Annotated in this window: 25 protein-coding genes; 20 read left to right on the top strand and 5 right to left on the bottom strand. The window is 42.7% G+C overall.

Annotated features, from left to right (window positions below; translation table 11 throughout):
* Nucleotides 1-65 precede the first annotated feature (65 nt).
* The 5 genes from thiB to M3I01_RS12805 all read left to right on the top strand — a co-directional run bounded on the left by thiB (nucleotide 66) and on the right by M3I01_RS12805 (nucleotide 5,984).
* Nucleotides 66-1,091, top strand: a complete 1,026-nt coding sequence (gene thiB / locus M3I01_RS12825; protein WP_255896275.1) for a thiamine ABC transporter substrate binding subunit — start codon at nucleotides 66-68, stop codon at nucleotides 1,089-1,091.
* 11 nt (nucleotides 1,092-1,102) lie between these two features.
* Nucleotides 1,103-2,725 (top strand): thiamine/thiamine pyrophosphate ABC transporter permease, encoded by a 1,623-nt coding sequence (gene thiP, locus M3I01_RS12820; protein WP_275565109.1) that lies wholly within the window; start codon nucleotides 1,103-1,105, stop codon nucleotides 2,723-2,725.
* On the top strand, nucleotides 2,685-3,416 hold the full coding sequence (locus M3I01_RS12815) for a thiamine ABC transporter ATP-binding protein (protein ID WP_255896272.1): 732 nt from the start codon (nucleotides 2,685-2,687) through the stop codon (nucleotides 3,414-3,416). Before thiP ends, M3I01_RS12815 begins: the two co-directional genes overlap by 41 nt.
* A gap of 506 nt (nucleotides 3,417-3,922) precedes the next feature.
* Nucleotides 3,923-4,816, top strand: coding sequence for a hypothetical protein (locus M3I01_RS12810; RefSeq protein ID WP_255896271.1), 894 nt, complete (start codon nucleotides 3,923-3,925; stop codon nucleotides 4,814-4,816).
* A gap of 301 nt (nucleotides 4,817-5,117) precedes the next feature.
* Nucleotides 5,118-5,984 (top strand): DMT family transporter, encoded by an 867-nt coding sequence (locus M3I01_RS12805; RefSeq protein ID WP_255896270.1) that lies wholly within the window; start codon nucleotides 5,118-5,120, stop codon nucleotides 5,982-5,984.
* Here the strand turns inward: M3I01_RS12805 and M3I01_RS12800 are convergent.
* The 3 genes from M3I01_RS12800 to M3I01_RS12790 form a co-directional block, all read right to left on the bottom strand.
* Nucleotides 5,981-6,874 (bottom strand): DMT family transporter, encoded by an 894-nt coding sequence (locus M3I01_RS12800; protein ID WP_255896268.1) that lies wholly within the window; start codon nucleotides 6,872-6,874, stop codon nucleotides 5,981-5,983. The genes M3I01_RS12805 and M3I01_RS12800 overlap by 4 nt on opposite strands.
* A gap of 11 nt (nucleotides 6,875-6,885) precedes the next feature.
* A complete protein-coding gene (locus M3I01_RS12795; RefSeq protein WP_255896267.1) occupies nucleotides 6,886-7,791 on the bottom strand; it encodes a DMT family transporter in 906 nt (301 codons plus the stop codon).
* A 67-nt stretch (nucleotides 7,792-7,858) separates the two neighbouring features.
* The gene (locus M3I01_RS12790) at nucleotides 7,859-8,587 is read right to left on the bottom strand and encodes a MipA/OmpV family protein (protein WP_255896266.1); all 729 of its coding nucleotides are present in this window, start codon (nucleotides 8,585-8,587) and stop codon (nucleotides 7,859-7,861) included.
* A 285-nt stretch (nucleotides 8,588-8,872) separates the two neighbouring features.
* Between M3I01_RS12790 and rpsF the strand changes: the two genes are divergently transcribed.
* The 6 genes from rpsF (at nucleotide 8,873) to M3I01_RS12760 (ending at nucleotide 14,032) form a co-directional block, all read left to right on the top strand.
* Nucleotides 8,873-9,277, top strand: coding sequence for a 30S ribosomal protein S6 (gene rpsF / locus M3I01_RS12785; RefSeq protein ID WP_112140606.1), 405 nt, complete (start codon nucleotides 8,873-8,875; stop codon nucleotides 9,275-9,277).
* 25 nt (nucleotides 9,278-9,302) lie between these two features.
* Complete coding sequence (gene rpsR / locus M3I01_RS12780) at nucleotides 9,303-9,533, top strand: 30S ribosomal protein S18 (RefSeq protein WP_036161308.1); 231 nt, start codon at nucleotides 9,303-9,305, stop codon at nucleotides 9,531-9,533.
* A 21-nt stretch (nucleotides 9,534-9,554) separates the two neighbouring features.
* Entirely contained in the window at nucleotides 9,555-10,415 is an 861-nt protein-coding gene (locus tag M3I01_RS12775; protein WP_255896265.1) for a hypothetical protein, read from the top strand.
* 22 nt (nucleotides 10,416-10,437) lie between these two features.
* Nucleotides 10,438-10,881, top strand: coding sequence for a 50S ribosomal protein L9 (rplI, locus tag M3I01_RS12770; protein ID WP_255896264.1), 444 nt, complete (start codon nucleotides 10,438-10,440; stop codon nucleotides 10,879-10,881).
* Nucleotides 10,882-11,001: 120 nt separating this feature from the next.
* Entirely contained in the window at nucleotides 11,002-12,378 is a 1,377-nt protein-coding gene (gene dnaB / locus M3I01_RS12765; protein WP_112140602.1) for a replicative DNA helicase, read from the top strand.
* Between the two features lie 91 nt (nucleotides 12,379-12,469).
* Entirely contained in the window at nucleotides 12,470-14,032 is a 1,563-nt protein-coding gene (locus M3I01_RS12760) for a methyl-accepting chemotaxis protein (protein ID WP_255896263.1), read from the top strand.
* An 80-nt stretch (nucleotides 14,033-14,112) separates the two neighbouring features.
* Here the strand turns inward: M3I01_RS12760 and bioA are convergent, their stop codons facing one another.
* The gene (gene bioA / locus M3I01_RS12755) at nucleotides 14,113-15,399 is read right to left on the bottom strand and encodes an adenosylmethionine--8-amino-7-oxononanoate transaminase (RefSeq protein ID WP_255896262.1); all 1,287 of its coding nucleotides are present in this window, start codon (nucleotides 15,397-15,399) and stop codon (nucleotides 14,113-14,115) included.
* A 77-nt stretch (nucleotides 15,400-15,476) separates the two neighbouring features.
* Nucleotides 15,477-16,223: a ComF family protein gene (locus M3I01_RS12750; protein ID WP_255896261.1), complete on the bottom strand. Its 747-nt coding sequence runs from the start codon at nucleotides 16,221-16,223 to the stop codon at nucleotides 15,477-15,479.
* Nucleotides 16,224-16,261: 38 nt separating this feature from the next.
* Between M3I01_RS12750 and bioB the strand changes: the two genes are divergently transcribed.
* The 9 genes from bioB (at nucleotide 16,262) to fliE (ending at nucleotide 24,310) form a co-directional block, all read left to right on the top strand.
* A complete protein-coding gene (gene bioB / locus M3I01_RS12745) occupies nucleotides 16,262-17,329 on the top strand; it encodes a biotin synthase BioB (protein ID WP_275565108.1) in 1,068 nt (355 codons plus the stop codon).
* Complete coding sequence (bioF, locus tag M3I01_RS12740; protein ID WP_255896259.1) at nucleotides 17,313-18,494, top strand: 8-amino-7-oxononanoate synthase; 1,182 nt, start codon at nucleotides 17,313-17,315, stop codon at nucleotides 18,492-18,494. The genes bioB and bioF overlap by 17 nt, the downstream gene beginning before the upstream one ends.
* Nucleotides 18,495-18,506: 12 nt before the next feature.
* Complete coding sequence (locus tag M3I01_RS12735; RefSeq protein ID WP_255896258.1) at nucleotides 18,507-19,310, top strand: alpha/beta fold hydrolase; 804 nt, start codon at nucleotides 18,507-18,509, stop codon at nucleotides 19,308-19,310.
* Entirely contained in the window at nucleotides 19,294-20,118 is an 825-nt protein-coding gene (bioC, locus tag M3I01_RS12730; protein ID WP_255896257.1) for a malonyl-ACP O-methyltransferase BioC, read from the top strand. Before M3I01_RS12735 ends, bioC begins: the two co-directional genes overlap by 17 nt.
* 3 nt (nucleotides 20,119-20,121) lie before the next feature.
* Nucleotides 20,122-20,817 (top strand): dethiobiotin synthase, encoded by a 696-nt coding sequence (bioD, locus tag M3I01_RS12725; RefSeq protein ID WP_255896256.1) that lies wholly within the window; start codon nucleotides 20,122-20,124, stop codon nucleotides 20,815-20,817.
* A 91-nt stretch (nucleotides 20,818-20,908) separates the two neighbouring features.
* Nucleotides 20,909-21,379, top strand: coding sequence for a helix-turn-helix domain-containing protein (locus M3I01_RS12720; protein ID WP_255896255.1), 471 nt, complete (start codon nucleotides 20,909-20,911; stop codon nucleotides 21,377-21,379).
* Complete coding sequence (locus M3I01_RS12715) at nucleotides 21,379-22,533, top strand: sensor histidine kinase (protein WP_255896254.1); 1,155 nt, start codon at nucleotides 21,379-21,381, stop codon at nucleotides 22,531-22,533. The genes M3I01_RS12720 and M3I01_RS12715 overlap by 1 nt, the downstream gene beginning before the upstream one ends.
* Before the next feature lies 1 nt (nucleotide 22,534).
* A complete protein-coding gene (locus M3I01_RS12710; protein WP_176334594.1) occupies nucleotides 22,535-23,881 on the top strand; it encodes a sigma-54-dependent transcriptional regulator in 1,347 nt (448 codons plus the stop codon).
* A gap of 66 nt (nucleotides 23,882-23,947) precedes the next feature.
* Complete coding sequence (gene fliE, locus M3I01_RS12705) at nucleotides 23,948-24,310, top strand: flagellar hook-basal body complex protein FliE (RefSeq protein ID WP_255896253.1); 363 nt, start codon at nucleotides 23,948-23,950, stop codon at nucleotides 24,308-24,310.
* Nucleotides 24,311-24,317: the final 7 nt, after the last annotated feature.

Below are 24,317 nucleotides of genomic sequence, written 5' to 3'. Positions count from 1 at the left end.
TACTCTTGATAAGCGTACCTTGCCATTTCCCTGTACGCCGCTCACTTATTGTTAGGAGCGACACCTTGAAAAAACTTTCCTTTAGTACCCTTCTCACCACTTCCTTAATGACGTTAAGTGCAACCTTAGGCGTGGCATTTTCTTCTGCTACGTTGGCGGCAGAAACGCTTAATGTTTATACGTATGACGCTTTTGCCTCTGACTGGGGTCCAGGCCCAAAAATAAAAGCCAACTTTGAGAAAGAATGCGGTTGTGAGCTGAATTTCGTGGCACTGGATTCGTCTGTTGGTATTTTGTCTCGAGCTCAATTTGAAGGGAAGTCTTCTCAGGCTGATGTGTTGTTAGGTCTAGATCTGAACTTAATGGAAGCGGCGAAAAAGAGTGGTTTGCTTGCTGAACATGATGTTAACACGTCTGCTGTGACCATTGCTGGTGGTTGGAAGGATAACGTGTTCGTACCATTTGATCAGGGCAACTTTGCCTTTGTTTATAACTCTGAAATATTAAAAAATCCCCCTACAAGCCTTAAAGACATTGTTGATAATCAAAACCTACGAGTGATTTATCAAGACCCTAGAACCAGCACGCCGGGTTTAGGTTTGTTGTTATGGATGAAATCGGTCTACGGCGATGACGCCGCAGCGGCGTGGGGTCGGTTAGCAAGTCATACCGTTACTGTGACGAAGAGCTGGTCAGATGCGTATGGTTTGTTCTTAAAAGGGGAGGCTGATGTCGTGCTGAGTTACACCACATCTCCGGCTTATCATATCGTCGCGGAAGGCGTCACGAAGTATAAAGCGGCGCAGGCCAGTGAAGGGCTTTATCCACAGATTGAAGTGGCAGCCATGATGAAAAGTGCGCCTAATCCTGAATTGGCGAAACGTTTCATGCAGTTTATTCTGGAGCCTGGATTTCAATCAACGGTGGCGACTGGTAACTGGATGTTGCCTGTTGTTAAGTTAAATGAGGCGTTGCCAGCGGCGTTTGATAGCGCATTACAACCTACTAAGGTGCTTACTTTACCAGCTGGCGATGTGGCTACCAATCGCAAGGCTTGGGTGAATGAGTGGCTGAATGCCACAACACGATAAGTTAGGTTCGATTGCTTTTTTTTAGCGCTGTTAAAGGCCTACTACCGGCGTTACTGGGAGTGGGTTTTTTCTTATTCATGGGAGCGGCCAGTTTGGCGGCTCTTTTACGTTATAGTGACATCAGTAGTTGGTCTGAGTATTTATATGACCCCTACTTGTGGCGTGTGGTACGTTTTTCTTTGTGGCAGGCCTTGCTGAGCAGTGGTATTAGTCTGTTGATTGCTATTCCTGTTGCTTCTTGTCTTATTCATCGCCAGTTTCGTGGTCGAGCCATTTTGTTGCAGCTTTTTGCTGTGTCTATGGTGGTACCGACCATTGTGGCTATTTTAGGTTTGGTGGTGGTTTACGGTCGTACCGGATGGTTGAGCCAATTGTTTGGCGTGCAAATTCCTTTGTATGGGTTGGTGGGTATTTTATTGGCCCATGTGTTTTTTAATATGCCTTTGGCGGTGCGTTTGCTGCTACAAGGCTATGGTTTGATTCCCTCCGGTCAGTGGCGCCAAGCTTCTCAGTTAGGTTTTTCTCGCTGGTCGGCATTTCGTTTGATCGAATGGCATTATATGAAAAAAGTACTGCCGGGTGCGTTTGTACTGATCTTTATGCTGTGCTTTTCCAGCTTTGCCGTGGTGTTAAGTTTGGGCGGTGGTCCTAAGTCTAGTACCTTAGAAGTGGCTATTTATCAGGCGTTAAGATTTGATTTTGATTTGAATAAAGCGAGTTTTCTATCCTTGTTACAGGTAAGTATTTGTACTTTGTTTGCGGTGGTTGTTTACCGTATTGCACCTATTAATCAACAAGATGCCAGTGTGTTAGCGGTAAAAAGTTATCCGGTGAAAGATACTTTTTTGGCGAAAGGTGCAGACTGCATAGCATTATTGTGTGTGTTGGTCCTGGTTATTCCGCCTTTTTTAGCCATCTTCGATCCGATTTTTTCTCCTTTATTTTTAACGACTTTGTTGTCATCTGGTTTGTGGCAGGCGGTGTTGGTTTCTTTGAAGATAGCCTTGCCTGCCGCGATAATAAGCTTGTTATTAGGTGTGTGCTTCGTTGTGCTGGCGCGTTTTTGCATGGCGCGACACTATTTAAGAGTGTTACCGAGTAAACTTGAACACCTTGGTAATATGATTTTAATGGTGCCTGGGTTGGTTATCGCGACAGGATTGTTTTTGTGGTTACGTGATTTAGATTGGGGTTTTCAATCTAGTTATTGGATCGTAGTTTGGGTGAACGCTGTGATGGCGCTGCCTTTTGTATTGCGCGCGCTAATGCCTGTGTTGTATCAACAGGAACGGCGTTTTCGTAATTTGTATTTGAGTTTGGGGATTCGGTCTTGGTCACGGTGGTGTCTAGAATGGTCTTTGATTCGCGCTAGTATGGCGCAAGCATTTGGTTACGCTCTTTTGCTATCTCTTGGTGATATGGGCGTGATCGCATTATTTGGCAGTCAGGGACTGGTGTCATTGCCTTTGTATCTTTTTCAATTAATTGGTTCTTATCGTCTAGAAGAAGGTGCTTGTGTTGCTGTGGTGTTGATTTCCCTTTGTTTGATTTTATTTTATTGCTCATCTCGCTTCATTGGTGGAAAGGCAGACAGTGGAAAAATGGCTGGAGGTAGGTCGCTTGTTAACCATTAATCTTCAATACAACTGGGAGGCATTTCATGCGGATTATCAGGTTGATATCGCGCCTGGTATGACGACTTTGTTAGGAGGCAGCGGCGAAGGGAAAAGTACGCTTTTACATTTATTGGGCGGCTTTCTAGAAGGGAGTGGAGAGCTGAGCTTTAAAGGTGATTCACTACTGGCCTTACCTGTCTATGAAAGGCCTATTTCTACATTATTTCAGAGCGATAACCTGTTTCCACAATTGACGGTTTGGCAAAACGTCGCGATTGGCTTATCGCCTTCCTTATTTTTAAATATTGAACAGCAAGAAAAAGTGGATTGGGCATTAGGAAAAACACAGCTTGTTGATAAAAAAGGGCGTTTTCCACAGGCTTTATCTGGAGGTCAAGCTCAGCGAGTTGCAATTGCTCGGGCGCTAGTGCGCAAAAAGCCCATTTTGTTATTAGATGAACCTTTTAGTGCCTTGGATCCTGCGTTGCGTGAAGAAATGCTTTATTTAGTCAACGATGTCACTCAAGAGCTTGGTTTAACCACGTTGCTGGTGTCTCATTTACCTCGTGAAGCGAGCCTTGTTGGTGGGCGTGTTATTTTAATTGACGGGGGGCGAGTTGTGGCTCATGAGCCGGTCTCTGTATTGGATCAAGATAATGCCCCCCCGCTTTTTTCCGCTTATCTTGGTGCTTCTCACCGTTCGACTTGATCGCATGTTCCCTAGGCTTTAGTGGACTAAATTATCGACTTTGATATGATTAGAAAGTTGTAGAAATTTTTAATCAATCTGTGGATGAGGTGCTTTAGCTAAGGGGCTTAATTCAAGAATAGACTCTGGTGTGAAAAAGTGAGAAAGAACAAAATCCTATAATGATAGGGAAGGTATATAATATTTAATTAGCTGATGTGTGCTCAGTTCTGTAAAAAAATACGATAAGTGAGAGAACTGAAATACCTACTTGCTACTTATCGAAATTTTAGGGTTAGAGTGATAATGATTTTCGTTAATGATCTACCAGGTATTTTTTATTGCCAAAAAATTAAAACTTACTGCATCATTGGTTGGTTTTTTAGTAATAAAATGAGCTTGACTGGATTAATAATTACTCTGATGTCTCTTGATTTTATAAATGAGTGATTTTTTCTATTGACGAATTTTCTCATGATATTTATTAAGTTATTTATACTATAAGGTTTATGAAGAATAGGTTTGAAATGATATCTAAAATAGTCAAAAAAATAAAACAAAGAAAGTTGATTATACGTAATATGAGAGACATTAATTCACTTATAAGAACAGAGGTAAAAATAGAGCAGCTGCAATATATGGCGTTAAACTCAGATAGGCCTTTAACCACAGACGAATGTCAACTTGGTAGCCCTGTAATTGTAAGCTTAACAACTTTTTCAAAAAAAATTCATGAAGTACATTTAGCTATAGAGTCCATTGCCCAGCAGTCGATTAGGCCTGATAAAATAATACTTTGGCTAGATGAAGATGAGTTTTCAATTGAAACTATTCCAAGTATATTAAAAAGGCAAATCAATAGAGGCCTCGAAGTTAGGTTTTTTGCTAATATAAAATCTTATAAAAAAATAGTTCCAACATTAATATTTTTTCCTGATTCTTATATTATAACTATAGATGATGATGTTCTATATGCTAACAATATGATAGATATCTTAGTGAAAGAACAGAAACGCTTCCCAAAAATGATAATTGGCCATAGAGGTCATAGAATGACTTTTTATGGAGCTAATTTACCGAAACCATACAGACAGTGGGATTATGATGTTGATGATGATACAAGTTCCCATAATATAATGTTGACAGGGTGTGGAGGTATAATATACCCACCGAAATCTTTGCATCTCGACGCTACAAAAATTGATATATTTCAAAAATTAAGTCCAAATGCTGATGATTTATGGCTTAAAGTAATGGCAATTAAAAGCGATACTCGATGTAAGAAAACAGAGCATTCAGATGGTGGTCATGCATTAAAGAGTTACAGAAATATAGGGTTGGCACAAATAAATGTGAAAAATGGAGGGAATGATCAGCAATTAAAAAAATTGATAGAATATTATAAAATTAAGTTTGATTAAATAATTAATTTTAGTTTTTTTAAAGGCTCTCTTGAGACTTGATTATGTGTAATAAATATTTCTTCTGAGTTTTAATCATTAATGCCGTGGAAATTACAAAAAAATCACAGCGTATTTATAAAACCTTTTTTTGATATTAACTTTAAATTATTTTTAATTTTTTCTTTCCTGAAATTGTAAATGATACGGGTTTTACCCTTCCCCTCAATTATGTTTCGAGCTTGTTACTGGCAATATTGGTGTAACATGAATGATTGAGTTAAATTTCCTCTCTGCTTCGCTTATATAGAACGAGCCTCTAGTGTTAGATGAAAATGAGCTATTAAAGAAAGGTATTATTATGACGATTGCTTATGCATTCGTTATGTCAGTTACCGCATTGGCCGCGAAGCAGGCTCAGACGATGATTGCTGTGTCTACTTTGGTTTTTTGGCAAAGCTTATTTTGTGTCTTGATTCTGTTACCACAAATGCGTGGGCGTTGGCAGAAACGGTCTTTGTCTGTCTGGAAAATTCATTTTTTACGCAGTTTCGGTGGTTTTGTTGGTTTTCTCTTTTATTACTGGGCGCTGAATCATATCCCCTTAATTGAGGCTTCTTTGTTACGCACTTGTGCGCCATTGTGTGTGCCATTTGTTGTTCTTATGTTGCATCGTACTAAGATTCCTAGGGCTAGATGGTTGCCTCTCGTTATTGGCTTTATTGGTGTCGCTTTTGTCATTCAGCCTACGCCCAGTCACTTGAATCCTTGGCACTTAATCGGTTTTTTATCGGCTATTGGCTTAGCACTGTCCATGGTGACAACGCGAATGCTGTCTCATCATGTGTCAGGTCAGGAAACCTTATTTGTGTATTTCCTAGTGTCGACCCTGCTGTCACTTCCGTTGGTGTTTATCCAAGGGGATTCTTTGTTCCTGCCGATTGAGGTTTTGCCTCTCGTTGCTGTTGTGTCGATTACGCTTTACGTTGGTATGTACCTTTACAACAAGGCTTACACTTATGCGCCAGCGAGTATTGTGTCTCCAGTGAGCTATATTGGTGTTGTGTTTAGTGGTTTCTGGGGGTTGGTGGTTTGGGGGCATGTACCGGATATATTTGCCATTCTAGGAATGTTGTTTATCTTTTCAAGCATCTTGATCAGTACTCGAATGGCGAAAAAGCTGGGTTAGGTCACAGGCTTTAGTCTTTTATTTAATACTGTTGCAACAAAGATACCTGAGAAAATAAGCGCGATACCAACATAGTGAAAGCGGAACAAACTTTCTCCTAAAAATAGTACGGACAACCCTATGCTGAATACGGGGAGAAGGTGGATGAAATGTCCTGCTGTTGCGGCACCGAGCTTTTGTATTCCTGTGTTCCAGCATAAGAAAGCGCCAATTGAAGCGAATACACTCATGTAAAGAATGCTTAGCCAATTTTCTGTGGTGAAGCTGCTGAGCTGACTGTCACCAAAAAGAAAGAATAGCGGTGCCTGACAGAGGGTGCCGATCAATGCGGTACAGGCAAAAAAACCGATCAATGACATTTCTTGTGGTCGTCTGACAATCATCACTGAATAAATGGCCCAGCTGATAGCGGCGGCAATGATCCATAAATCCCCATGTGAAATGCTGAGGTGTAAAAAAGTATCTAGGTTGCCTCGACTCACGATGGCGACAGCGCCTACAGTAGAAATTATTATGCCAGTATTCTGTAGCCAAGACGTTTTGTTCCCAAGCAGTAAACGAGCGGTAATGAGAATCATAACGGGCATGATTGAATTTAACAGTACGGCGTTTGTGACGGTGGTCGACGTCAGACCAATATACAAAAATAAATTGTAATTACAGATGCCAAGCCAGCCAAAAAGAACGAGTAAGGGCCAATTTCTTACAATAATTTGTCGTTCTCGCCACAGTTTTTTATAAGCAAAAGGTAGGATTATTAGGCAAGCTAGGCTCCAGCGTAAGAAAGAAATCGAAAAAGGATCAATACCATCTGAAACGGTTAGACGACCTAAAGTGTAGTTGCCTGACCAGAAAAAAATAGGGAGTAATAAATAGATAAACGCTGGCATTGTCTGTCCCTTTATATTTTTTGTTGTTTTGTTCTTTTGGCCCAGTTTTGTATAAACAGGCCAACTAGAATGCAGGCTAACCCAACTAGTGTTGAGTTTAAAATAGGTTCACCTGCAAACTGAGATAGCCAAACAATGGATAATAACGGTGCAAGGAAAATTAAGTTGGCGACTTGACTCGCGTTCGATGTCAGCTTTAACGCCTTATTCCATAAGACAAAGCTAAGCCCCATTTCAAATAGTCCTATGTAAACAGCGCCCCATAATCCGCCTGTATCCCAATGGCTTAATTCACCTGTTACCGCTGAAAATACAATGATAAGCGGTAAAGCGAAGGTGAAATTCAATGTTAATCCGATTAAACTTGGGCGTTTATCTTTTGTATTTAGCAGCCAATAAAACGCCCAGATAACGGTACTCAATAGTGCAAAAGCAACGCCTGTCACATTAGAAAATTCCAGGGAGCCAATTTGACCACGAGTGGAAATGTAGAGTACTCCAAAGTAACAAGCACCTGCTGCAATGTAGTCTGCCATTTTCAAACGTTGTTTAAGAATAGGAACGGCCATAAAGCTCAACATAATGGCCCAGGTATAGTTAATGGCTTGAGCTTCCTGAGCTGGTAGCGTGTTATAGGCTTGAAGCAATATTAAGTAATAGAGAAAAGGGTTAATGGCGCCAAAAAAAAGAGAGGATTTCCAGGACTGTCTAGCGTAAGAAAGTAACTGTGTTAACTCTCCTTTAAGGGTGAGTAGAGAAACCAGAAAAACCAGAGAAACTAGGTTTGCGATAAGCAAAAGCTGCGTCGGAGATAAATGCTTTAGTGATATTGAAAATGCCGTCGCAACGGTGGACCAAAGTAATACCGCACCTAAACCGAATATCATTGCCTGAGTATTTTTTGAAAATTTATTCATGAGATCCCGCTCCATGGTTTTAAAGAGGCATGCCTGCTGATTATTCGAAGTCTTTAACTGGTAAGTGTTAAAAAGAAAGCACAATGCCTGCTAATACAGAAGTGACGGTATTGTCTTCGATAATAGGGCTTTTTAAAATAGCATTGTGGTATTGGGTTTGGTTGACGCCTAGCATGAGATTGACGCTTTGAGTTAATGGGTAGATGCCTCTCACCCCATAGGTAATACGAGAAACTGAGGGTGAATCATAGGCTGCAATCGCGCCGCCCGTTTTTACTGATTCACTTTGTGAAACGCCAAACAGATGGTTGCTCATTTTACTGTCCATATAGCGATAAGTGATGGACGGAATGATTTTCCAGGCAGCAACAATAAGTGGGTAACCGACCGAAATTTGTGCGTAAAAGCCATCGTGTTTACCACTGACGTCCTGTGCTAATTTTGTGGTAATGGGGCCTATTTGATAAGAGGCAAAGGCCATGATGCTGTCGTCTCTATCATCGAGTAATCTTATATTAGCGTCGTCAGAATCGCCTGGGTCAAACCCCGTCCTTTCGTAAGATAATCCAACGGCAAGGCTTTGTGCGGGGGTTTTAGGTAATAAATAATAGCCTATTTCCGGTAGACGAAAATAGAAGCGTTCGCCAGTGTAGGAGAGGTTTGGTAAGGCTCTTGATTTAGAGGCTGTGTCTTTATAAAGGGATTCTGATTGCGTCCCTATAATGCCTAAGCTGTTGTCAGCCTGAGCCGAGAAAGGGGCAAGTAACAGTAATGCTAGTGACGCTTTCTTTATCATACCAATAACCATGTTTTAGGAAAATCACCATGATTCTATGGTCTTCAATCTCAACTGTAAAACAATCTATTAAATATCAATGTTTTTTCCAATAAAAGGCTTCATTCGTATCGGTATAGTGTACGAAAGAGACTACAAACAATGCTTTTCCTATGGGGGGGTGATTAACGTTTACTTATTGCGCACTAGTGCTATATAATGCGCGTCCCTGTAAATCTATACTCCTTGTCTCAAGGCTTCATAACAGGGGAAGCGTGGAGACTAGAACCCATAAGGAGAGCTTAAATGCGTCATTATGAAATCGTCTTTCTGGTTCACCCAGATCAAAGTGAACAAGTACCAGCAATGGTTGAGCGTTACACGAACCTAATCACAGAAGATGGTGGTCAAGTTCACCGTCTAGAAGATTGGGGCCGTCGTCAATTGGCTTACCCAATAAACAAAATTCACAAAGCACACTATGTTCTTATGAACGTTGAGTGTTCTGATAGTGTTTTGTCTGAACTAAACGACACTTTCCGCTACAACGATGCAATCATCCGTAACTTGGTGATTCGTTGTAAAGATGCGGTTACTGACGTATCTCCTATTAAAGCTTCTGAAGGTCGTGAAGATCGTCGCCCAGCTCCTCAACGTGAAGAGCGCAGCCACGAAAACACTGACGAAGTAGCTGAAGAATCTGAAGATTAATCAATATTTTTATTAGGAGACACTCATGGCTCGTTTTTTTCGTCGTCGTAAATTCTGCCGTTTTACAGCAGAAGGCGTTAAACAGATCGATTATAAAGATCTAGAAACACTAAAAGGTTATGTTACTGAAACTGGCAAAATCGTACCTAGCCGTATTACTGGCACTAAGGCTCGTTACCAGCGTCAGCTAGCGACTGCGATTAAACGCGCTCGCTATATTGCTTTACTTCCTTACACTGATAGCCATTTTAATTAATAGGTTGGAAGAAGTGCTTTTATGAGCGGTTTAGCTAAATGGGTAATGAAAAAACGTCTGAATGCCATAATAGGTGTGATGGTGTTTGGTCTTATACCTATGATGTTTTGGCTGGCCGCCGCAATCTTAGGATTGGTGGTGCTTCGCAAAGGTGTAAAAGAAGGAATACCTGTATTAGTTTGGGGTTGTCTTCCAGCACTTGTGTTGTGGATGATTCAAGGTGATGCAACGGCACTTATGGTGTTAGTTGATGTGGTGCTGTTGAGCTATTTACTTAGGTCGACAATGTCATGGAGTTGGGTGTTATTAGCGGGTAGTATTTTAGCCGTTATTAGTACGCAGCTTCAGCCTCTTTTGATGACTGATATTTTGAATTTGGCTGTGGCCTTGGTTCAGAAAGTTTTGGTCTCTGAAGGTGTTGAAGCCCCTGATAGAAATTTAATTTTTAGCCAGGCGGTGATGGCAGTGTCCATCTTCCAAGTGGTGATCGCTGTTATTTCTTTGTTTTTGGCAAGAAAATGGCAGTCAGGACTCTACAACCCAGGCGGATTGCGTACTGAGTTTCATCAGTTAAGATTGCCGGTAGCGTTTAGTTTAGTGTTGGGTGGGATGATTTTAATAGGTGAGAGCTTAGGCGGATCCTTTATTGTTCTATCTCAAGCGGCTATTCCTGCTTTAGTGTTGCCGGGGCTTGCTTTAGTGCATGGTGTTTTAGCAAAAAAAGAAATTGGGATTGTTGGACTGATTGCATTTTATCTTGTGGGATTTTTTGTTCTGAATGTCTATTTTGCAAACGTTCTAGTCGCACTTTGTGTGATTGATAGTTTTGTGAATATTCGTTCTAGAATCCAAGGTAAAGCGTCCAACTCAAGTGATGACTAATGATTAATTAGAGGTGATCGAGATGGAAGTTATTCTACTCGACAAAGTAAACAAGCTAGGTGGAATTGGTGACGTTGCCGTCGTTAAACCAGGCTATGCTCGTAACTTTTTGATTCCGAACAAAAAAGCTGTAATGGCGACTAAAGCTAACTTGGCTAGCTTTGAAGAGCGTCGTGTTGAACTTGAAGCGAAAGCTGCTGAGCGTAAAGCAGAAGCAGAAGCTCGTGCTCAAACACTAGAAGGCAAAACTTTCACTATCGCTGCAAATGCTGGTGATGAAGGTAAGCTTTTCGGTTCAATCGGTACTCGTGATATCGCTGACGCTATCTCTACGCAAGTAGCAGTAGAAAAAGCTGAAATCCGTCTTCCTGAAGGCGCGATTCGTCACACTGGTTCTTTCGAAGTAGACATTCAGCTTCATTCTGAAGTTATTGTTACTGTTACTTTGGCGGTAATCGCAGAGTAATTTGTTTTGCAAATTACTTGTTTAAAAAAGGGCATCTTGTTTATTGCAAGATGCCCTTTTTTTATGGGCGTGATAAGCTAATATTTCTGTGTTTTTACCGTTTTTGTATGGGTGTTTTGCGTGCAACTAAATGATTCTGAAGTCGCTTCTATAAAATTACCACCGTATTCTATTGAGGCTGAGCGTTCTGTTGTTGGCGGCTTGATGCTTGACCCAGAAGCTTGGGAGAAAGTATCTGAGCTGGTAATAGCGGATGATTTTTATCGGCCGGAGCATAAGCTCATTTTCACTGTCATTGCTCGCCTAGCGGATGAATCTGAGCCTATTGATGTTGTAACCATTGGTGAACGTCTCGATAAGCGTGGTGACTTAGAATCCATTGGTGGCATGGCGTATTTGATTGAAGTCGCTGAAGCCACTCCGAGCTCCTCTAATATTGGTTCTTATGCGGACATAGTTCGCGAACGCTCGATTTTGCGTCGCCTTATTTCAACGACTAACGATATTTCTGCCCGAGCGTTTCATCCAGAAGGTATGACGGCGGCTGAAGTATTGGATGAAGCGGAAAGGAAAATTTTTCAAATTGCAGAAGGCGGAGAAAAGAAAGGCGGCCCTAGAATTGTTTCTGATATTCTTAGTGCAACGGTTGATAAGATAGATGAGCTTTACCATCAAGAAGGTGCGATTACTGGTTTGAGTACCGGTTTTACTGATTTAGACGCCATGACGGCGGGCATGCAAAAATCGGATTTGATTATCGTAGCGGGTCGTCCTTCCATGGGTAAAACGACCTTTGCGATGAATTTGGTGGAAAATGCCACCATGATCAGTGATAAGCCGGTCATTGTATTTAGTTTGGAGATGCCTTCAGAGCAGTTGATGATGCGTATGTTGTCCTCACTTGGTCGAATTGATCAGACGCGTATGCGATCTGGTCAATTGGTTCAAGAGGACTGGGATAAGTTAATGTCTGCTGTGAAGATGCTTAAAGATCGTAAGCTATTTATTGATGATACTGGTGGTATTAGCCCGACCGAGATGCGTTCTCGGGTGCGTCGAATTGCGCGTGAACATGGTGGTGTTGCTATGATCATGGTCGATTATCTTCAGTTGATGCAAATTCCAGGCTTTACGGAAGGTCGGACTAATGAAATTTCTGAAATTTCTCGCTCGCTCAAGGCGTTAGCCAAAGAAATGGAGTGTCCTGTAGTGGCGCTTTCTCAGCTAAACCGTAGTCTGGAGAATCGTCCTAATAAACGCCCCGTAAACTCGGATTTGCGTGAATCAGGAGCGATCGAGCAGGATGCTGATGTAATATCGTTTGTTTATCGAGATGAGGTGTATCACGAGGACACACCACATAAAGGTATCGCAGAAATTATTATTGGTAAGCAGCGTAATGGCCCAATAGGTACTTGTCGCTTAGCGTTTGTTGGTAAATATACCCGCTTTGAAGATTTGGCACCCGATGCTTATCGAGATTTTGATGACGAATAGGGCCTGTATGGTGTATTTTGTAGTATTTACAAATGATAACAAACAGCGAAAAGCGTTATAAAAATAACTAATATGGAATTGAGAGTTTTCTATGCGCAAAATGCCAGTAACAAATAAAGAGATTGATTTCCCAGAAGGTTCTTCTTTGGTGTCTAGTACAGATGTGAAAGGACGCATTACATTTGTTAATGATGCTTTTTGCGATGTAGCGGGTTACGAGCGTGAAGCGTTGATTGGGGCGCCACATAACATTATTCGTCACCCTGATGTGCCTTCTGCTGTCTTTGCTAACATGTGGGCTGATCTCAAACAGGGCAAGAGTTGGATGGGGTTAGTGAAGAACCGTTGTGAAAATGGTGATCACTATTGGGTGAGTGCTCATGTCAGTCCGTTATTAGATGGTCGTAAGGTAATTGGTTATGAGTCTGTTCGCCGTAAAGCGACCCGAGATGAAATTTCGCATGCTCAGTCTGTCTACGGTCGGATTAACTCTGGTAAGAATTTGGTGCCTGCGTCTACTAAAGCGATTGCCTATTTAGACAATGCTGCTTGGCCTTTGATGTCTTGCTTCATGTTATTGGCTTTGATCGGATTGCTATCTAATACATTGATGTTACAGGTGGCTGGTCCTATTTTGGCGTTATTTGGGTGTTGTTTAGCGTATCAGCAGAGTAAGTCATTGAATGCTGTTGTATCTGGCTTGTCACCTGAAGCACACAATACAATAGGGCAGTATTTGTACTGTAAAACCGTCGGTACTAAAGCTGCAATTAAATTTGCGAAGATTCATCAAGAAGCCGCAGGCAACACGTTTCGCTATCGCTTAAAAGAAGGGGCGCAGCAGCTTCAACACAGAGCGTCCGAAGCGAAAGCGAGTGTGTCGACGAATCTTGCTAACTTTAATAAGCAACGTAATACGTTTCAGGAAGTGGTCGCTGCCAGCTCTCAATTGCTTTCTAGTGTCACGCTGGTGGCGGAAAATGTTCATGTAGCCGTTGAGGCGACGGAGTCTGTAGGTGTGGTTTCTAGAGAAAGTCGTTTATTGGCTCAGCAAACTGGCGAAACGATGCGTCAGGTTTATCAAGATATTTCTGATGCGAAAAAAGTGGTAGCCATACTGGCAGAGCGCAGTGATAGCATCAACGAAGTGGTTAATTCCATCAGTGGTATTGCAGAGCAGACAAACTTGCTTGCTTTAAATGCAGCGATTGAGTCTGCCCGTGCAGGTGAAGCTGGACGAGGCTTTGCGGTGGTCGCCGATGAAGTTCGAGCGCTGGCAATCCGAACGCAAAATGCGACGCAAAGTATTCACAGCATGACGGAAGAATTAAAGAAAAATACGGCAGATGTGACGAATACCATCGATAAAGGCACGATGGTTGCGCAAGAAGGTGTGGATAGCGTTAATAAAGTCGCTCAAAAAATGGGTGATATTGAGTCTGCTATTAAACAAATTGTCAAAATGACGGCTCAGATTAATGTGTCTTCAGAAGAACAGGCCAGCGTAGCTCGTGACCTTAATGAAAAAATGCGAGAAGTAGATGCTCTTAGTATTAATAGTATCGAGCGAGCAGAAAACATTGTGATAAATATCAGCCATATTGAAGAAGAAGCCTACGAGCAAGGCAATCTTGCTGAGCGTATGAAGCAGTAGTTTTTATGTTTCTGTAATAGATTATTAAGGCCCTTTGAGAGTGATTTTTCAAAGGGCCTTTTTGTGTTTTGAGCGTAAGGTTAACAAGGGTTTTCACTTATGACGTGATAAATAGCGCTACCAAGTGTTTGGATTTGCTCCTTGCTGATAACGTAAGGTGGCATTAGGTAAATTAGCTTACCAAAGGGGCGAACCCATACGCCAAGTTCAACGAATTTAGGCTGTATTTCATGTAAATTGACGGCATTATTTAACTCTACAACGCCTATTCCGCCAAGGCATCGTACCCCTTTCACTTGTTTAAGGTGTGTGCAAGGCGCTAGTGCTTCTCTCATCCACGTTTCTAATTGAGTGATTTTTTCAGGGATATTGTACTCACTTAATAACAATAAACTGGCGTTTGCGGCTGCGCAAGCGAGAGGGTTTCCCATGAACGTAGGGCCGTGCATAAATACGCCGTCATTAGCGCTTATTCCAAGAGCAACCTTATTATTGGTCAATGTAGCCGCTAGTGTCATGTAGCCGCCAGTGAGTGCTTTACCGACACACATGATGTCTGGGCAGATGTTGGTGTGATCTGTGGCAAAGAGCTTTCCAGTGCGGCCAAAACCTGTAGCGATTTCATCAAAAATTAAAAGAATGTCGAATTCGTCGCAAAGTACTCTTATTTGGTTAAGGTATTCTGGGTTATAGAAACGCATTCCTCCTGCGTTTTGTACAACAGGTTCAATGATAAAGCCTGCAAGGCGTTGGTGATTTTTTTGTAATACTTTTCGAATCTCGTCTAGATATTCTGTCTTTATTGGTTCATGAAAACCCGTTGGCGGTGGTGAGACAAAAAGCTGTTGAGTGAGTGCGGCACTGAATAGGTTATGCATGCCATTGTCTGGATCGCATACAGACATAGCGGCAAAGGTATCGCCGTGATAGCCACTTTTTGGGGAAACGAAGAACTGCTTATCTGGTTTGCCTTGAGTATTCCAGTATTGGATGGCCATTTTAAGCGCGACTTCAACGGAAACGGAGCCTGAATCCGAGAGAAAGACGCGTTGCAGATTATCTGGCGTAATGGCAATGAGCTTTTCGGCAAGTTCTATGGCGGGTTTGTGTGTGAGCCCACCAAACATGACATGAGAAAATTGGGCGAGTTGATGCTGGATGGCGCTATTTATTGCCGGATGGTTGTAGCCGTGAATCACGCTCCACCAAGAAGACATTCCGTCGATGAGAATGCGTCCGTCGTTGAGTGTTATCTCACAGCCTGAAGCACTTTCGACAAGAAAATGCGGACTGGGTTTGCTCATTGAGGTGTACGGATGCCACAGAAGCTGCTTGTCTAAATCTAGGTATTCTTGTTGTGTTTTCATGATGTTGGCCATTACTTTGTTGCGTGCATACTAAACAATGATATGGGTAATGGCTAGGTCGTTGTTGTGGTTGGCGACTAGTGTTCTTTGTCGGGCGTTCTGGCAATAACCCATACGTCGACGCGCTCAGCTCCCGCTTTTAACAGTAGTTTTGCGCAATTTTCTACTGTGCTTCCCGTTGTCATGACATCATCAAATAGAGCAACATGCTTTGCAATTGGAGTGTCCACTTTATAGCTGTTTTGAGGGCTTTTTAGGCGCTCTTTTCGACTTAAAGAATGCTGAGCTTTAGTGTGTTTAGTTTTCTGTATCGGGTTGTATTTGGGTAAAGCTGGGCATTCTTTTCCGATGTGCTGCTGTAGGCTTTTAATTAAGTGGTTGGACATCGCTCTTGTTTGGCAAAATCCGCGTTCTTTGATTCGGTTTGGGTGGCTGGGCACATAAAGTAGTTGTTCTGGCCAGTTGCCGGATGAGTATGTTCTGATTAAATGGTTGCTCAATAGGTAGGTTAGTGGCCGAATGTAATGGTTTCCTTGGTTGAACTTGATGTTATGGATGAGCGTTTTTACGATGCCTTCAAATCGATAGGGGGCGATACAAAAATGATAAGGTGGCGGCAGTGTTTGGCATTGTCCACATAGGTTACTGATTGTGTGTGTAGGGCGTTTGCAGTGATGGCAGCTGTTTGTGTTGAGTGAAAGCCCTTCTTGGCAGGGAAGGCAAAGTGTATTCTCGCATTTGCCGTTGCAGAGGTAGCATCGAGTTAAAAATAACCTTCTGTAAACTTCGTATATTTTTGTAGTTGACAGTTTTTTCCAGTCCATTAGTATTGCTCCATTGAATTTCTTTGACCGAGGATACTATGTCTTTAAGTACATCTGTAGCAACTACCAGTAAGCCGCGTTTTGACTGGACTCACGCCGAAGTAAAGGCGCTTTTTGATCTGCCATTTATGGATTTGATATTTCGCGCTCAGACCGTTCATAGGGAAAACTTCGCACCAAACGAAGTGCAAGTCAGTACTCTTTTGTCGATCAAAACCGGGGCTTGTCCTGAAGATTGTAAATATTGTCCGCAAAGTGGTCATTATAATACTGAGCTTAAGAAAGAAAAATTAATGGAAGTGCAAAAGGTACTGGAAGAGGCTGCTTTGGCGAAAGAAAAGGGCGCAAGCCGCTTTTGTATGGGGGCGGCGTGGAAGCACCCTTCCGAAAAAGATTTTCCTTATGTACTTGAAATGATCAAGGGAGTGAAATCTTTAGGGTTGGAGTCTTGCGTTACATTGGGCTCGTTAAATGATGATCAGGCGAAGCGCTTATCGGAAGTGGGTTTGGATTATTACAATCACAACCTAGACACATCTGCAGAGTTTTACGACAGTATTATTACGACAAGAACTTACCAAGATCGTTTGGATACGTTATCGAGAGTGCGAACGTCAGGCATTAAGCTTTGCTGTGGTGGCATTATGGGGATGGGCGAAGAGCAAAAAGACCGAGTGGGTCTTTTGCGTCAACTTTCTCTTATGTCTCCTCATCCTGAGAGTGTTCCTATCAATATGTTGGTGAAAGTAGAAGGAACACCGATGGAAAGTGTTGATGATCTTGATACCTTCGAATTTATTCGGACAATCGCTGTAGCGCGAATTATTATGCCAAAATCCCATGTTCGCTTATCGGCGGGTCGCCATGGAATGAATGAACAGACTCAGGCCTTGTGTTTTATAGCGGGTGCGAACTCAATTTTCTACGGTGAAAAATTATTAACGACAGGCAACCCTGAGGCCGATAAAGACATGGCCTTGTTCGCAAATTTGGGTATTAATCCTGAAAAACGCGAAGAGCATTCAGATGAGGCGGTTGCTGATGCTATTGTGGCTCAAGCAGTGAAGCAGGAAGAATCCAAATTGTTTTATGAAGCCAGTGCCTAAGTCGCCGGATTGGATGTTGTCTGCGCTTGAAGAGCGCCGACAACAGAATTTGATGCGTCGAACGGTGACGCTGGACGGTCCTCAAATTCCTCATGCTAAAATCAATACTCAAGATTACGCCGCTTTTTGTTCTAATGATTACCTTGGTTTGGCAAATCATCCTGCGTTGATTAAAGCGTTGCACGATACCGCTCAGAAGTATGGTGTCGGTGGTGGCTCGTCGCATTTGGTGTGTGGCCATCTAGCGCCTCACCAGCAACTTGAAGATGCCCTCGCAGACTGGCTTGGTTACGAGCGAGTGATGCTGTTTAGTACGGGTTATATGGCGAACCTCGGGGTGATATCGGCGCTAGCTGGTAAAGGTCGGCCTGTTATTCAAGATAAACTCAATCATGCTTCGTTAATCGATGGTGCGTTATTGGCGCAAGCGCCACTGCGTCGTTATTTGCATAAAGATGTGGCGAGTGCTGAAAAGTTATTATCTAGATCGACTGACACCGGATTACTCATTACGGATGGTGTATTCAGCATGGATGGTGATATAGCGCCTTTGTCGGAGTTATCTAACTTGGCTATCAAGCATGATTGGATGTTTATGGTCGATGATGCTCATGGCTTAGGGTGTCTTGGTGAAGATGGGCGGGGGTGTTTGTCGTTGGCGGGTTTGGATGCTGAGCAGCTGCCTCTATTGGTTGGAACGTTTGGCAAAGCTTTCGGAACGGCAGGGGCTTTTGTGGCGACGTCACATGAGTATGCGGATTATTTAACGCAATTTGCGCGTCCTTATATTTATACAACGGCGATGTCGCCCGCTATAGCGGGAGCAACGTTAGCGTCTTTGCGCATCATTCAATCATCAGAAGGTCAAGAAAGACGCGAAAAATTGGCTCGGCATGTTGCGTATTTTCGTCAACGAATGCAGTCGTTACCGGTTGCCTTAATGGCGTCAGAGACCGCGATTCAGCCGATTCTTATTGGTGACAGCAAGACCTCGCTTCAAATTAGTGAGCAGCTAAAGTCACTAGGTATCTGGTGTACAGCGATTCGACCTCCAACTGTTCCAGTAGGCAGCGCCCGTTTAAGAATTACCTTAAGTGCGGCCCACTCTGACTCGGATTTAGTGTTATTATGCGACTCACTCGAACACGTTTTAATCGCCAAATAATAGAGGGACAGCATGCGAGCACGTATTGAAACAGAAGCTTTTGGAGACTCGTCTAATCAAGCCATTTTTATGGTATCTGGTTGGGCAATGCCAAAAGACGTTATGCATGCTTTTGCTTCGCGTCTGAGTCAGCGCTTTTATGTTGTGCTGGCGAATTTACCCGGTATTTCTCTTGATGAGCAATGGATTTCTCGTTCTCGCATTGGGCCTAATTACGATATCGATGCTTTATCAGAACAACTGATCGAAGTTGCACCTAAAGAGGCTTGGTGGATTGGCTGGTCGCTTGGCGGCATGGTGTCTACTTATGTGGCGGCGCGTCGCTCTAGTCAGGTTCTTGGTTTGATCACGTTAGCTGCCTCTCCTAGCTTTATCAAAAGAGAAGAATGGTCGCATGGTATGGCGATTGAAGATTTTGATGCGTTTGCTGAATTCGTTGATCAATCGCCAGAACAAGGGCTTCAGAGATTTGTTATGTTGCAGGCAAAAGGGGCGAAGAATGAACGAGCCTTGGTCAAGCAGTTACAATCCTTTTTACCGATGAAAACATTAAATCGTGTGGCTCTGATTGGCGGGCTTAGGTTGTTGAAATCTCTTGATGTTCGTCGTGAGTGGTCCCTTTTGGATGTGCCTAATTTACACCTTTTAGGTGGTAAGGATGCGTTGGTTTCTAGTAAAACCTTGGAACAACAAACTGATGTAAATCCTTTGCAGCAATGTGTTGTGTTGTCAAATTGTGCACACCAGCCTTTTCTTGAAGAGGAAGAGGCTTGTGTGCGTCACATAGAAAACTTTATCGATGCTAATAACACGTGATATCCCTCTCCCTGCGCTTGACTACAAGCGGCAGCTAGCGAAACGTTTTGATCGAGCTTCTCTTTCCTATGATTCTTATGCTGAATTTCAGAAAATTGTATTAGAGCGACTTTTGACTATGCTGCCGTTAAGCATGGCGGATGCGGTTCTTGATCTTGGTACGGGAACCGGTCAAGCGCTGGGAGTCTTGTCTGAAAAATTAACCCCAACGTGTTGTGTTGCACTGGATTTGTCTCAACAGATGTTGGCCGTGGCCAGCGCACAATACTCTTCTTTGCAAAACGCCCATTATGTTTGTGCTGATGCTGAGCAGTTGCCTTTTCAACAGGCGTCTTTTGATCTGGTTTTTTCGAGTCTTGCTATGCAGTGGTGTTTAACGCCGAAAGATCTATTTAACGAGCTGTATCGTGTCACTAAGCCTGGCGGGTACGTGGTTTTTTCAACGTTACTAGAGGGGTCTATGCCAGAAATTAGCCAAGCTTGGTTAGGGTTGGATGATAAAAAGCATGTGCATCAGTATATGGCCGCTGAGTCGTTGTTTGATTGTGTTAAGGCGGGGCGTTTTAATGTTTTATCTTCCGATTGCTCTGATGTATCTATGTGGTTTGATTCACCAGAGGGTGCTATTTATTCATTGAAAAAAGTAGGCGCAAGTTTAATTTCTTCTGACGTGAGTAATGCTTTACCGCCGAGTAAATGGAAACATTTTTTGAACGAGTATGAAAAACAACGCGGTGATTTAGGGATTCCATTGAGCTATCAAGTGGCTTTTGTTGTGGCTCAAAAGCCCATTTTCATTCAGGAGTAAGGTGTGAGAAAACGTTTTTTTGTAACCGGTATCGATACCGATGCAGGTAAAACTTACGTCACGGTAGGTTTGCTTGAAGCTGCAAGGCGAGTAGGCTTAAAATCGCTTGGTCTTAAGCCGATTGCGGCGGGTGCTGATCGAATAGAAGGAAGCTTACGTAATGATGATGCGTTGCGTATCCAAAAGGCGAGTAGTGTTAGTTTGCCTTATGAACAAGTGAATCCCGTTGTATTGGAAGACGCTATTGCACCTCATATTGCAGCAATGAAAGAGGGCCGCTTTATCACCGTCTCTCGCTTGGAAGGGTTTATAAAAGGCGCGTTATTAACGCCCCATGAGCTCGCTCTTGTGGAAGGAGCAGGTGGATGGCGAGTGCCGTTAAATGATAGAGAGCTGTTGTCCGACGTGGCGAAGTCGTTAGGTTTCCCCGTTATTCTCGTCGTCAATATGAAACTGGGTTGTTTGAATCACGCCATTTTGACTGCTGAAGCGATTGCGCGAGACGGCTTAACATTGGCGGGGTGGGTTGCGAACAATAGTACGTCAGAAAGAATGCCGTGTTATGAAGAGAACCTTGCAAGTCTTGCTTCCATGTTACCGGCACCTTTGTTGGGTACTTTGTCATGGTGTCAGGAAGAGAGTGAATCACAACAAGACTTTGATGCAATATTGTCTGCACTAGTAAGTTCTACATTATAAAATTCTACGTTAATGCTTGAAAGTAAGCGGTAACTACGCATTATAATAGGGTGTGGTAAGAGTTGCTTACCTTTTAGGTTGGGGTGGTGTTGTGAAAGCTTGGTTGTGCGGTTTAGATGGCGAAGAGGTTTCGAGTGTTTCCAGCATCTTGACCTTTATAGGAATAGAGCACAGTACGTCATTGACCGCGTTTCATTTACCCGATTTTGTCGTGCTGGGAAAGGCGGTTCAGTCTTTTGAGTTGGATGAAATGATTCCTATTATCTCACTTAGTCATACTATGGACGTTATGGGGGATTATAGCGTTTGGCTTTGCCCTTTGCCTTGGCGCTCACAAACACTGTCTTCTGTTTTGAAAGACATTAAGCGTCTACATACCTTTCCTCAGATATCGGGTGTGAATTTAAATTTACATATCCGCCATCTCGAAGCGCTTCTTATTCGTCAGGCGTTAGTATCTACTCAAGGTGTAGTGTCTAAAGCTGCGCAAAATCTACAAATACAACGCACAACGCTTATTGAAAAAATGCGTCGCTATAATATTGATAAATCGGAGTTTTAGTGACAAAAGATGAAGAAATAGCGGAGTTGAAAACCGCTTTTAAGGCTTTCTCTGAGTCGTCTGATGTGTTGGCAAAGTCTTACTTAGACCTTCAGCAGGAAGTCGTTCGATTATACGATCAACTGGAAAAATCAGAGCAGGCCAAGCGTCAAGAGCAGGATAAAAATCGTGTCTTAGTGCTGCAGTTTCAGCAGTTGTTTGAGTCTATGCCTGTTGGTGTGTTGCTGTTAAATGAAGAAGGTTTAGTGGTGATGGCCAATCCTGTTGCCGACCGTTTATTTAATTTGCCATTGGTTGGTCAGTCATGGGGAGAAATTGTACCGCTAAGCTTTCGGCCGCAAAAAAATGATGGTCACGATGTAAGTATGGTGACGGGGCGTAGAGTTCGAGTAGAGACCGCCTCACTAGGAAATGTGCCGGGCCAATTGGTTATATTGGTTGATCAAACTGAAGCGTATTTGTTACAGACAAAACTGACTCATCATGAGCGCTTATCAAATATGGGCAAAATGGTGGCGGCATTGGCTCATCAAATTAGAACACCACTTTCTTCTGCAATGCTGTATGCAGGACATTTACAAAAGCCAGATTTGGCACCTGTTATGGGCCAAACTTTTGCTAATAAGCTAGTAGATCGCTTGGCGAATATTGAAAAACAAATCCGTGATATGCTGATTTTTTCTCGTAGTGAGATAAAGCTGGATGGAATGGTAAGTGTCAGTGTTTTTATTAAGGAATTAACCAATCACTGTGAAGAAATTTGTGAGCAAAAAAACATGCAGTTCGAGGTGGCGGGAGCGGATTTTTTAGCCACAGATTGTATTCAGTGTAATAAAGAAACGTTAATGGGAGCATTGTTAAATCTGTTGAATAATGCCGTGGATGCGCAGTCGGAAGGGGAAGTGGTTCGACTTGATTGGCGCAATAGTGACGGCTATGTGACACTGATGTTTAAAGATCATGGTTTGGGAATGTCGAAAGAACATTTAGAACATGTTCAAGAAGGTTTTGTAACAACGAAACAACATGGAACTGGGTTGGGCTTGATGGTTGTTAAGGCTATTGCAAGGGCTCATCATGGAAAATTTGAAATAGACAGTATAGAGGGTGTTGGTACAACTGCCAGTATGACACTTCCTCTTGTAAGGGTATGAAATGTCCGATGTTAAGTTATTGATAGTAGAGGATGACAAGGGGCTTGCGGAAGCGTTAGAAGACACTCTAATGTTAGCAAGTTACCAGTGTAAAATAGTTTATAGTGCAGAAGAGGCGGTAATTGCCTTGAAGCATGGCCAGTTTGATATGGTGGTGTCAGATGTAAATTTACCAGGAATGGATGGTTATGGGTTATTGCACCATGTTATCGATACTTACCCTGAGCTGCCTATTATGTTAATGACGGCTTATGGTGATATTGCCCACGCGGTAGAGGCCATGCGTGATGGTGCGGTTGACTATTTACTTAAGCCTTTTCAAGAAGAAGAGCTATTGAATGCCATTGCAAAATATACCGTTAAGGCAGCGCCTTCATCAAACCCTCAACCGATTGCGAAAGACCCTTCGAGTATCGCGTTATTGGAATTGGCAAAGCGTGTTGCTGTAACAGATTCAACTGTCTTGATTTGCGGTGAGAGTGGAACGGGTAAAGAAGTACTTGCTCACTATATTCATCAGCACTCAAGCCGCCCTAATGCACCTTTTGTGGCAATCAACTGTGCTGCGATTCCTGAAAACATGCTAGAAGCGATACTTTTTGGTTATGAAAAAGGGGCGTATACGGGGGCGGTCTCTTCGCAGGCAGGTAAGTTCGAACAGGCGAATGGCGGCACGTTACTACTTGATGAAATAACTGAAATGGATGTTAGTTTACAGGCGAAATTACTACGTGTTTTACAAGAGCAAGAGGTTGAACGTCTTGGTGGTAAAAAATCTATTCCGTTAGATGTTCGTGTTATTGCAACCACGAACCGCGATCTTGCGGATTATGTTCGTGAAGGTGGATTTAGAGAAGATTTATACTATCGCTTGAATGTTTTTCCATTGCGCTGGGTGCCGATTCGCGAGCGTAAAGGAGATATTCTCCCCATTGCCCATCATTTACTTGCAAAGCATGCTGGAAAAATGCGTATTTCTGGTGCTCTCTTAAAACCATCTGCTCAAAGTAAATTAGAGTCTCATCCTTGGCCTGGTAATGTTCGTGAGCTTGATAACGTTATTCAGCGCGCGTTGATTTTAAGTCCTAATGCACAAATCAACGAAGATCATATAGCGTTCGATATGATGAGTTTGGCGCCTACTGTGAGTGATATGACAGAAGAGGAAGACAGTGCCGCTTCCATTCTTGGTAAAGGGGTTCAGCAGCATGAGTTTCGCATTATTGCTCAAGCATTAGTCGATGCAAATGGTAAGCGTAAAGCTGTTGCCGATAAATTGGGGATAAGCCCTAGAACTTTACGCTATAAAATCGCCAAAATGCGAGAAAGTGGTATAGATGTCGATTGATTTTTGTATCTTGTTTTAATTGGCTTTATGCTAAGCTGTGTGTATGTGTTTTTTTAGGTGAGTAAGATGATTTCTGGTCGACCAGACATTAATCAAGTGTTGTCCCAGATGAGGGATATGCAGTCGCAGGTTAGAGCGCCTAGTTCACCTGTACCTAGTGTCGAAAAAATAGGCGGCGAAGGTGGCGGGGTTCAAGGTGTTGAACGTGCAGATTTTGCAGAAATGTTGAAAAATGCGGTCAATAATGTAAACACCTTACAGAAAGACGCATCACAGTTAGCCCAATCTTACGAACGCGGTGACGAAGGGGTTGATTTACCTCAAGTTATGATTGGTTTACAAAAATCGAGTGTGTCATTCGAAGCAATGACTCAGGTGCGTAATAAACTTGTAGACGCGTATGAAAAAATCATGAATATGCCGATTTAGGCATAAT

Source organism: Marinomonas maritima, assembly GCF_024435075.2.
GTDB lineage: Bacteria > Pseudomonadota > Gammaproteobacteria > Pseudomonadales > Marinomonadaceae > Marinomonas > Marinomonas maritima.
This window is presented reverse-complemented; position numbering and strand designations above follow the sequence as displayed.